Origin of the sequence: Streptomyces sp. XM83C, from assembly GCF_023072675.1 — a bacterium.
GTDB classification, from domain to species: domain Bacteria; phylum Actinomycetota; class Actinomycetes; order Streptomycetales; family Streptomycetaceae; genus Streptomyces; species Streptomyces thermocoprophilus.
This window is the reverse complement of sequence record NZ_JALLGL010000233.1, coordinates 1-9,759: the sequence shown is the minus strand read 5'-3', so window position 1 is coordinate 9,759 and position 9,759 is coordinate 1. Positions and strand designations below refer to the sequence as shown.

Annotated in this window: 10 protein-coding genes; 5 read left to right on the top strand and 5 right to left on the bottom strand. The window is 74.2% G+C overall.

Annotation, left to right across the window (positions count from 1 at the left end; all coding sequences use genetic code 11):
* The first annotated feature begins 505 nt into the window (after nt 1–505).
* Genes dhaK through dhaM form a run of 3 tightly spaced genes read left to right on the top strand, consistent with a single transcriptional unit; the run spans nt 506 to nt 2,556 of the window.
* Nucleotides 506–1,498, top strand: coding sequence for a dihydroxyacetone kinase subunit DhaK (gene dhaK / locus MTQ10_RS22570; protein WP_247471587.1), 993 nt, complete (start codon nt 506–508; stop codon nt 1,496–1,498).
* A 55-nt stretch (nt 1,499–1,553) separates the two neighbouring features.
* Nucleotides 1,554–2,153, top strand: a complete 600-nt coding sequence (dhaL, locus tag MTQ10_RS22565; RefSeq protein WP_247471584.1) for a dihydroxyacetone kinase subunit DhaL — start codon at nt 1,554–1,556, stop codon at nt 2,151–2,153.
* Nucleotides 2,146–2,556 carry a dihydroxyacetone kinase phosphoryl donor subunit DhaM gene (gene dhaM, locus MTQ10_RS22560; protein WP_247471582.1) on the top strand — a complete coding sequence of 137 codons (411 nt, stop codon included), beginning with the start codon at nt 2,146–2,148 and terminating at the stop codon, nt 2,554–2,556. Before dhaL ends, dhaM begins: the two co-directional genes overlap by 8 nt.
* Nucleotides 2,557–2,607: 51 nt before the next feature.
* Here the strand turns inward: dhaM and MTQ10_RS22555 are convergent, their stop codons facing one another.
* Nucleotides 2,608–3,321 carry a glycoside hydrolase family 75 protein gene (locus MTQ10_RS22555; protein WP_247471557.1) on the bottom strand — a complete coding sequence of 238 codons (714 nt, stop codon included), beginning with the start codon at nt 3,319–3,321 and terminating at the stop codon, nt 2,608–2,610.
* Between the two features lie 405 nt (nt 3,322–3,726).
* Here MTQ10_RS22555 and MTQ10_RS22550 point away from each other — a divergent pair, with 405 nt between their 5' ends.
* Together MTQ10_RS22550 and MTQ10_RS22545 are read left to right on the top strand one after the other, a co-directional pair.
* Entirely contained in the window at nt 3,727–4,689 is a 963-nt protein-coding gene (locus MTQ10_RS22550; protein WP_247471553.1) for a fibronectin type III domain-containing protein, read from the top strand.
* 162 nt (nt 4,690–4,851) lie between these two features.
* Nucleotides 4,852–5,394 carry a hypothetical protein gene (locus MTQ10_RS22545; RefSeq protein WP_247471550.1) on the top strand — a complete coding sequence of 181 codons (543 nt, stop codon included), beginning with the start codon at nt 4,852–4,854 and terminating at the stop codon, nt 5,392–5,394.
* Here the strand turns inward: MTQ10_RS22545 and MTQ10_RS22540 are convergent.
* The 4 genes from MTQ10_RS22540 to MTQ10_RS22525 form a co-directional block, all read right to left on the bottom strand.
* A complete protein-coding gene (locus tag MTQ10_RS22540; RefSeq protein ID WP_247471548.1) occupies nt 5,342–5,950 on the bottom strand; it encodes a PadR family transcriptional regulator in 609 nt (202 codons plus the stop codon). The genes MTQ10_RS22545 and MTQ10_RS22540 overlap by 53 nt on opposite strands.
* A gap of 41 nt (nt 5,951–5,991) precedes the next feature.
* A complete protein-coding gene (locus MTQ10_RS22535) occupies nt 5,992–8,007 on the bottom strand; it encodes an NADPH-dependent 2,4-dienoyl-CoA reductase (protein WP_247471545.1) in 2,016 nt (671 codons plus the stop codon).
* A 174-nt stretch (nt 8,008–8,181) separates the two neighbouring features.
* On the bottom strand, nt 8,182–8,550 hold the full coding sequence (locus MTQ10_RS22530; RefSeq protein WP_247471527.1) for a hypothetical protein: 369 nt from the start codon (nt 8,548–8,550) through the stop codon (nt 8,182–8,184).
* Nucleotides 8,551–8,715: 165 nt separating this feature from the next.
* Nucleotides 8,716–9,597, bottom strand: coding sequence for a hypothetical protein (locus tag MTQ10_RS22525; protein ID WP_247471524.1), 882 nt, complete (start codon nt 9,595–9,597; stop codon nt 8,716–8,718).
* Between the last annotated feature and the right edge of the window lie 162 nt (nt 9,598–9,759).

Below are 9,759 nucleotides of genomic sequence, written 5' to 3'. Positions count from 1 at the left end.
GCCGGGACGGGTGCGGGCGGGCCGAGCCCCACCCGATCCGCGCCGGCCGCGCCGCCCCCGACCCGGCCGGGTCCGGCCGACCCGTGACCGGCAGTGCCGCGTTGCCCGGCCGTCCCATGAGCGGCGATGCCGCGCCCTTGGCCGTCCCGGCCGCCGCGTGTGGCGCCGTTCGGCCGTACCGACGGCGTGACCTTCCCTGCCGCAGGGCCGATACTGCGGTCAGCAGGAGCCGCAGCCATGTCACGACCGATCGCCCGAACCGCCCGGCGGGCCGTAGCGTCCCGCAGCCGCACCGGGCCGGTGCCGACACCGTACGCGCCGGTCCCGGGCCTCCGCCCCGGTCGGCCCGCGACCGCCGCGCGGCCGGCCACGGCCACCGGTCCCGACCGTCACCACCGACCGCCCCTGCGCACGGAGAGGAAACCCCGGCTCCGCCTTCCGTGACCGTGCCCGTCCCGACACCCGTCACGGGCCGCCCGCCGGCCCGTTCAGGAGGTAGCTGTCCATGAGGATGCTGATCAACGTCCCGGAGACCGTCGTGGCCGACGCCCTGCGGGGCATCGCCGCCGCGCATCCCGAGCTGACCGTCGATGTGGAGAACCGGGTGATCGTCCGCCGGGACGCGCCCGTGGCCGGGAAGGTGGCGCTGGTGTCGGGCGGCGGTTCGGGGCACGAGCCGCTGCACGGAGGGTTCGTGGGGCCGGGCATGCTGTCGGCCGCGTGCCCCGGAGAGGTGTTCACCTCGCCGGTGCCCGACCAGATGGTGCGGGCCGCCGCGGCCGTGGACAGCGGGGCGGGCGTGCTGTTCGTGGTGAAGAACTACACCGGTGACGTGCTGAACTTCGACATGGCCGCCGAACTCGCCGAGGACGAGGGCGTCCAGGTGGCGAAGGTGCTGGTGAACGATGACGTGGCGGTCACCGACAGCCTCTACACGGCGGGCCGGCGCGGCACCGGCGCCACGCTGTTCGTGGAGAAGATCGCCGGTGCCGCCGCCGAGGAGGGGCAGCCGCTCGACCGGGTGGCGGCCGTCGCCCGGCAGGTCAACGACAACGCCCGCAGCTTCGGCGTGGCGCTCAGCGCGTGCACGACGCCCGCCAAGGGCAGCCCCACCTTCGATCTGCCGCCCGGCGAGCTGGAGCTGGGCATCGGCATCCACGGCGAGCCGGGGCGGGAGCGGCGGCCGATGATGACGTCCGGGGAGATCGCCGACTTCGCGGTGCACGCCGTGCTGGAGGACCTGAACCCGCGCAACCCGGTGCTGGTCCTGGTCAACGGCATGGGCGCGACCCCGCTGCTGGAGCTGTACGGCTTCAACGCGGAGGTGCAGCGCGTGCTCGCCGAGCGCGGAGTCGCCGTCGCCCGCACCCTCGTCGGCAACTACGTCACCTCGCTCGACATGGCGGGCGCCTCGGTGACCCTGTGTCAGGTCGACGAGGAGCTGCTGCGGCTGTGGGACGCTCCGGTGAAGACGCCCGCGCTGCGCTGGGGGATGTGACCGGCGGGAGCCGTGTCAGCCGTACCGCAAGACCGCTACCGGACCAGGAGGTCCCGTGCTCGACGCCGATTTCTTCCGCCGCTGGATGGCGGCCACCGCCGTGTCCGTGGACCGCGAGGCGGACCGGCTCACCGCTCTCGACTCGCCGATCGGGGACGCCGACCACGGCAGCAATCTCCAGCGCGGCTTCACGGCGGTGGCCGCCGCGCTGGAGAAGGAACCGCCCGGCACGCCGGGCGCGGTGCTGCTGCTCGCGGCGAGACAGCTCATCTCGACGGTGGGCGGCGCGTCCGGGCCGCTGTACGGGACGCTGCTGCGCCGCACCGGCAAGGCCCTCGGCGATGCCGCCGAGGTCGGGCGGGAGGAGCTGGCGGCGGCGCTGCGGGCCGGCGTGGACGCGGTGATGACGCTCGGCGGTGCGGCGCCCGGCGACAAGACCATGGTGGACGCGCTGCTGCCCGCGGTGGAGGCGCTCGGCGAGGGGTTCGCCGCGGCACGGGCCGCCGCCGAGCAGGGCGCGCTGGCGACCACGCCGATGCAGGCGCGCAAGGGACGCGCCAGCTATCTCGGGGAGCGCAGCATCGGCCATCAGGACCCGGGCGCCACCTCCTCCGCGCTGCTCCTCGCCGCTCTCGCGGAGGCCGCCGGTGAGTGAGAGCGGGCGGGTCGGGATCGTGCTGGTGTCGCACAGCGCGCAGGTCGCCGAGTCGGTGGCCGAGCTGGCGCGGGGACTCGCGGGCGGCGGCACGGACGTGCCGGTGGCCGCGGCGGGCGGCACGGAGGGCGGGGGCCTGGGCACCAGCGCGGAGCTGATCGCCGCGGCGGCGGCCTCCGTGGACCGGGGAGCGGGCGTCGCCGTGCTCACGGATCTGGGCAGTGCCGTACTGACGGTGAAGGCGCTGCTCGCCGAGGGCGACGAACTGCCCGCCGGTACGCGGCTGGTGGACGCGCCGTTCGTCGAGGGTGCCGTGGCGGCGGTCGTCACGGCCGCGGCCGGTGCCGACCTGGCGGCGGTGGAGGCGGCGGCGACGGAGGCGTACGGGTACCGGAAGGCCTGAGCGGACCTTCAGGGGGGCGGTTCACCTGAGCGGACCTTCAAGGGGGGCGGTTCAGCCGCCGCGTACGAAGAGGCGGGCCAGCCGCTCCCCCACCGCCACCGCCTCGGCGTGGTCCTCGATGGGTTTGACCTGGGAGTCCTTGAAAACGATGTAGGTGACCCCGGAGGGGGCTCCGCCGCCGCGCGGGTCCGGGCGGATGCCGAGGGCCTCGGCGGTGGCGTAGGAGGCCTCGCCGATGATGTCGCGGGGGCCGGTGTCGCCGACGACGGCGTACTGCACCCGGTCGCGGAAGACGACCGCGGCGACGGCGCCGCCGCGGACCCCGTCGGCGCGGGGGTCCCACAGGGGGCTCGCGGCGGGGATCACGATGTACGGCAGGGTCTCGGCGCTGAGATAGCGGCCGTCGGACTGGGTGAAGGCGGTGCTGTCGGAGAACAGCGGGTCGGTACGGGAGTTGCAGACGGGCCCGGGTCTGCCGTCGCAGTCGATGTCCATGTCGGCGGTCCAGTGGACGGCCTGAGCGGTGCCGCACACCGGGACGGTCGGCGCGGCGCCCGCGTCGGTGCGGTACAGGCCGTGGGAGATCCGCGTGCACTCACGTACCCGGGCGAGCAGGTCGGCGGCGCTGACGTCGCCCTCCCTGCGGACGGCGGCCGTGCCCTCCGGACCGCCTGCGGGCAGGCCGTGTGTCCCGGCGGCGGGGGGTGCGGCGGGGGTCATGAGGAGCAGGCCGGCCGCGGCCAGGGTCAGCGAGTGGACTCGCACGGCGGGAACCCTCTCGTGGGGACGGTGACGGACACTCAGCCCAATCTGGGGCGGGTCCCAGGGTCCGGCCACTTCGAGGGGGCCGTCCGGTGCACGGCCGCGGGGGTCCGACAGGGGCCTGGGGGCCGGGCCTGCCTCGGCTCCGGCCCCCGGGCCGCCCGCGAAGGCGCGGGGACAGCGACGACAGCGGTCCGCGCCGACGGCATGAACTGCCCAGCCCTCTTGGGCAGTTCAGCCGTGAGGAGAGCCAGCATACGTAACTTCTCCGGGTGCTCACCAATGCCGGTCCCCCGGCGGCATCCGCCGGGCGTGGGCGCACAGCCGCCCACCTCTTGATGTGCTCCCGTCAGTGCGCGCATATTGGTCCGTACCAATGCACGTCCGTCGGGGTCGGGGAGGCCGCTCGTGCGACGCGTTCTGCTGGGGTGCGGATGCCTGCTGCTGGCCGCGGGCTGCGGCTGGGCGGGACCGTCGGACGGGGACGACGGCCGGCAGCCGGGTGCTCCGGACGGCGTCACCGCCGTCGCGGGCAGCGCCACCAGCGTCCACGTGATGTGGAACGCGGTGTCCGCCGCCGACGGCGTGCGCGGCTACGAGGTGTACCGGGACGGCACCAAGGTCGCGGAGGTCCCCGGCGACGACCGCATGACCGACGTGACACGGCTCGCGCCGGGGACGGCGTACGTGTTCACCGTGCGCGCCCGGGACCGCGAGGGCCGCCTCGGCCCGCCCAGCCGCGAGGTGCGGGCCACCACCCCGCCGACGACGGCGGAGGACCGCTCGGCCCCCACCCGCCCCGGCACGCTCACCGGCCGCGCGGCCGGCAGCCGCGCCGTCCAGCTGTCCTGGTCCGCCGCGCAGGACGACCGCGCGGTGGTGTCGTACGACGTCTACCAGGGCGGCGTCCGCGTCCACAGCGTCGGCGGCGGGCAGACCGCGACCGTGCTCACCGGGCTGCGGCCGGGCACCGCGTACGTCTTCACGGTCAGGGCGCGGGACGCGGCCGACAACCTCTCACCGGCGGCCGGGCCGCTGCGCATCGCCACGCCCGGCACCGACGACGGCACGGCGACCGCGCCGACCGGCTTCCGCGCCGCCGCCCGTCACGCCGACGGCGCCTGGTATCTGGACCTGACGTGGGTGCCGCCGCGCACCGACGGGACGGTGACGGAGTACCAGCTGGAGCTGGACGGCCGTACCGCCACCTCCATCGTGTGGGGCGGCACCGCGCCCCGGGACGAGGCGTCGTACAGCTTCTACATCGGCCGGAACGCGGGCGAGAGCCACCGGGTGCGGCTGCGGGCCCGGCTGCCCGACGGCACCTGGGGCGGATGGACCCCGCAGCGCGCGGTGACGACCGGCCGGTGAGCGGCGGGCCTGGGCCGTCCGGTGGAACGCGTCACCTGGCCGGGGGCGCTCCGGGTGCGGATCGGGCGGGCGGCGCATTGGCTGCGCTTGAGGCAGCACGGGCGTTCCCGACCTCGGCGGCGCAAGGGATGTACCGCCAACCGTGCCGCCGGAGGACACCCCATGCGCAACTCCGCTCTTCTTCGCCGCACCGGCCTGACCGTGGCTGCCGCCGCCGCGTTCCCGCTGGCGCTGACCGCCGCGGGACCGGCCGCCGCCCGGGGCTCGGGCATCTCCGTCAGCACCACCGGCTCGACCGTGTCGGTGGTCACCAGCGCCTGCACGCAGATCAACGGCAACTGGGGCACGGCGTCGCTGCTCAACAGCAGCCAGTCGAGCTTCGCCCAGGGCCGCCAGGTCGCCCTGTCCGGGACGGGGGTGAGCCAGTCGGCCGCCTGGTCCGACGTCGGCCCCGGCACGTACACGGTGATCGTGATCTGCTCCGACCAGCAAACCGCGGGCACCCAGTCCGTGATCGTCTCCGCGCCCGCCACGCCCACGCCGCGCCCGACGGTGTCGCCGTCGCGCGGCGTGATGGGCGGCCTGGGCGGCGCGGCCCGCGACTACGGCCCGGTGACCATGGGCGTCGGCGCCGCCCTGGTGGGCACCGGAGTCATCGCCGGGGCGTGGTTCCTGCGCCGCCGTTCGAAGCCTCACCGTCTGTGACGCCGGGGGCCGGGCCGCCGGCGGGAAGGGCCGTGAACTCCTGAAGGGCGTGGGCGAGCCACTGCGTCCAGAAGGTCTCCAGGTCGATGCCCGCCCGCAGGATCAGGTGGTGCAGCCGGTCCTGCGGGCTGTCCCGGCCCGGCGGGAAGTCCCGCTTCTCGATCTCCCGGTACTCCGCCAGCTGCCGTTCGTGCAGCTCCAGATGGCGCCGCAGATCGGCCTCGATCCCGGCGGTGCCGACGACCGCCGCGGCACGCAGCCGCAGCAGCAGCGTGTCCCGCATCGGCTTGGGGTCCTGCGCGGCGGCCGTCCAGCGGGCGAGTTCGGCGCGGCCCGCGGGCAGGACCTCGTAGCTCTTGCGCTGCCCGCGGGCGGGCTGCTCGGCGGGCAGCGCCCGGATGAGGCCCTCGGCCTCCAGTTTCCCCAGCTCGCGATAGATCTGCTGGTGCGTCGCGGACCAGAAGTAGCCGATCGACTTGTCGAACCGGCGGGTCAGTTCCAGTCCCGAGGACGGCTTTTCCAGCAGGGCGGTGAGGATCGCGTGCGGGAGTGACATGGGCCTCATCCTAGGGAGCGCCCGCCGCCGGCCCGTCTCTCCTACAGGGCCGCCGCGAGTTCGGTGCCCTGCTTGATGGCCCGCTTGGCGTCCAGTTCCGCGGCCACGTCGGCGCCGCCGATCAGGTGCGGCTCGCGGCCTGCGGCGAGCAGCTCCTCGTACAGGTCGCGGCGGGGTTCCTGGCCGGTGCACAGGACGACGGTGTCCACCTCCAGGACGGTGCTCCGCCCGTCGACGGTGATGTGCAGACCGGCGTCGTCGATGGCGTCGTAGCGCACGCCGGGGATCATGGTGACGCCGCGGTGCCTCAGCTCGGTGCGGTGGATCCAGCCGGTGGTCTTGCCGAGGCCGGCGCCGACCTTGCTGGTCTTGCGCTGCAGCAGATGCACCCGGCGGGGCGGCGCGGGCCGCTCGGGCGCGGCGAGGCCGCCGGGCGCCCGGTAGTCGAGGTCGACGCCCCAGTGGCGGAAGTACGTCTCCGGGTCCGCGTGGGCGTCGTCGCCGCCGTCGGTGAGGTATTCGGCGACGTCGAAGCCGATGCCGCCGGCGCCGAGCACGGCGACGCGCTCACCGACGGGGGCGCCGCCCGCGAGGACGTCGAGGTAGCCGACGACCTTGGGGTGGTCCACGCCGGGGATGTCGGGGGTGCGGGGGGTGACCCCGGTGGCGACGACGATCTCCTCGTAGCCGTCGAGGTCGGCGGTGGTGACCCGGGTGTTCAGGCGGACCTCGATGCCGAGGGTGTCGATGCGGTGGCGGAAGTAGCGCAGGGTCTCGTCGAACTCCTGCTTGCCGGGCACCTTGCGGGCGACGTTGAGCTGGCCGCCGATCTCGCTCGCCGCGTCGAACAGGGTGACGTCGTGGCCGCGTTCGGCGGCGGAGACCGCGCAGGCGAGGCCGGCGGGTCCGGCGCCGACGACGGCGACACGCTTCTTCAGCCGGGTCGGGGCGAGGACCAGTTCCGTCTCGTGGCAGGCGCGCGGGTTGACCAGGCAGGAGGTGATCTGCCCGCTGAAGGTGTGGTCGAGGCAGGCCTGGTTGCAGCCGATGCACGTGTTGATGGCCTCGGGCCGGCCCTCGGCGGCCTTCTTGACGAACTCGGGGTCGGCGAGCATGGGCCGGGCCATGGACACCATGTCGGCGACACCGTCCGCGAGGAGCTGCTCGGCGAGGTCGGGGGTGTTGATGCGGTTGGTGGTGACGAGCGGGATGTTCACCTCGCCCATCAGCTTCTTGGTGACGAAGGTGTAGGCGCCGCGCGGCACGGAGGTGGCGATGGTGGGGATGCGGGCCTCGTGCCAGCCGATGCCGGTGTTGATGATGGTCGCGCCGGCCGCCTCGACGGCCTTGCCGAGGGTGATCACCTCGTCGAGGGTGGAGCCGCCGGGGACGAGGTCCAGCATGGACAGGCGGTAGACGACGATGAAGTTCTCGCCGACGGCCTCGCGGACGCGGCGGACGATCTCGACGGGGAACCGCATACGGTTCTCGTACGAGCCGCCCCACCGGTCGGTGCGCCGGTTGGTCTGCGCGGCGATGAACTCGTTGATGAGGTATCCCTCGGAGCCCATGATCTCCACGCCGTCGTAGCCGGCGTGCTGGGCGAGGCGGGCGGCCCGGGCGTAGTCGTCGATGGTGCGTTCGACCTCGGCGTCGGTCAGCTCGCGCGGCGCGAAGGGGCTGATCGGCGCCTGCATCGGGCTGGGCGCGACGAGGTCGGGGTGGTAGGCGTACCGGCCGAAGTGCAGGATCTGCATGGCGATCCGGCCGCCCTCGCGGTGGACGGCGTCGGTGATCTGCCGGTGCTGCTCGGCCTCGGCCTCGGTGGTGAGCTTGGCGCCGCCGGGGTAGGGGCGCCCCTCGTCGTTGGGGGCGATGCCTCCGGTGACGATGAGGCCGACCCCGCCGCGGGCCCGCTCGGCATAGAACGCGGCCATGCGCTCGAAGCCGCGCTCGGCCTCCTCCAGGCCGACGTGCATCGAGCCCATCAGGACGCGGTTGGGCAGCGTGGTGAAGCCCAGGTCGAGCGGGCTCAGCAGGTGGGGGTAACGGCTCATGGGGCCCTCCGTCGCGGTGTCCTCTACCTGAGGTTGTAGAGGACCCGCACCCCATTGTGCAACTAGTTGCACAATGGGGTGGCGACCGTCACGGCTCCACGGCCTCCCGGCGGGGCCGAGGCGGCCGTGGGGTCGGGCCGTGGGGCCGTCAGGGCCCGCGGAGGGTCCGGGGCGTCACCTGTTCTCGAGACGGACGTGCAGCTCGCGTTCCTGGTCGCCGGAGGCGTGGGCGAGGTCGCGGACCGTGAACAGACCGTCCAGGGTCGTACGCAGCCGGTCGATGGCCCAGTAACTGCCCTGCGCGTCGGCCTCGACGGCGGACGACAGCCGGGCCGGCGGAGGGCAGGTGTGGGAATCGGTGACCTCGAAGGTGCCGAGCCACACCATGGGCCGGGTCTCGTGCAGCTGCGCGGGCACGTCCTCGGCACCTCGGTCCGACTCGAAGCACGCGCACAGCGCGTCGAACACGATCCGGGCGTCTTCCTTGCTGTATCCGCTGAGCTCGACGGAGACGGACTCGTCGTGCAGTCGCTCGCTGGCCATCGTGATCGCTCCTTCCGTGGGGCGCCGCAGCCGTGCGGGTTCCCCGCGCCGCCGCTCCCCCACCCCCAAGAAAAGCACCGGCCGTCGCCGCGGGCCAGCGGCGACGGCCGGTACGGACGGTGCCGTCCCCCCGGAGCGGACGGGGGACACGGGACGGCCGTGCGGTCAGCCTCGGGTGAAGCGGTAGGTCTTGCTGTCGGTCAGGACGCAGAAGCCGGGCGAGATCACGATGACGCGCAGGGTGCCGGTACGGCGGTCGTAGTCGATGCCCTCCGCCTCGAAGCCGCCCGAGCAGCCGCTGCGCAGCGGCAGTTGCCGCAGCGCGGTGACGTGCCCGGTGACGTCGGTGCCGTCCGGTGCGGCCGACAGGTCGATCTGCAGCAGCGGCTTGGTCATGCCGAACAGGCTGCCCTCGGGGTCGTCGGAGGAGCACAGCAGCCGGGTCGCGGTCTCGAAGTCGCAGCCCTGCACATCGCGCACGGCGTGGTCGAGGCGGACCTCGGCCACCTGGGGGAGGTTCGCGGAGGGCGAGGTGGCCGGGTTGACACCGGGAGTGGGGAAGACCAGCAGGCGGGTCATCGTGCCCCACTCGCCGGACAGCATCCACTGGCCGTCGGGGGTGATCGCGACCCACGAGTTGTTGAGGGCCTCGCCGGGCGAGAGCGCGTGCACGTACTCCGACCAGGTGCCGTCGGGGGCCTGGACGCGGTACATCTTCGCGCCGCCCGAGTCGCGCTGGTACGGCTCGATGTAGTGGCCGTCGTAGGAGGCGTCGGGGTCGCCGACGTGGTTCCAGCCGCGGAACGCGAGGCCGAGCGGAACGGTGCCGATGCCGGTGTAGCGGTTGGGGCTGCCGGCCGGGACCTCCACCGAGGTCAGGCCCTGGCTCTCGGTGAGCGGGTCGGCACGGTCGGAACCGACCTCGGTCCAGGTGCCGGCCGCCGCGGCGGGCGGGGCGGCGGTCAGGGCGAGGACGGTGGCGGTGGCTGCGGCGATCAGGGCGGTCAGGGCCGGGCGGAACCGGCGGCCGGCGGAACGCAGCGGCATGGGCGACTCCTGAAGTGGGGGGTGGCACAGTTCGGTTGCGGTGGTGCGTGGATCCGCTGGGCGCACAGTCTGACGCGCCATCAGGGTCATGTACAGATCAATGCGGGGAACGGGGTGGGGTGCGTCGCACCGGTGAGGGGCGGGCGCGGGACGCCGGACGGG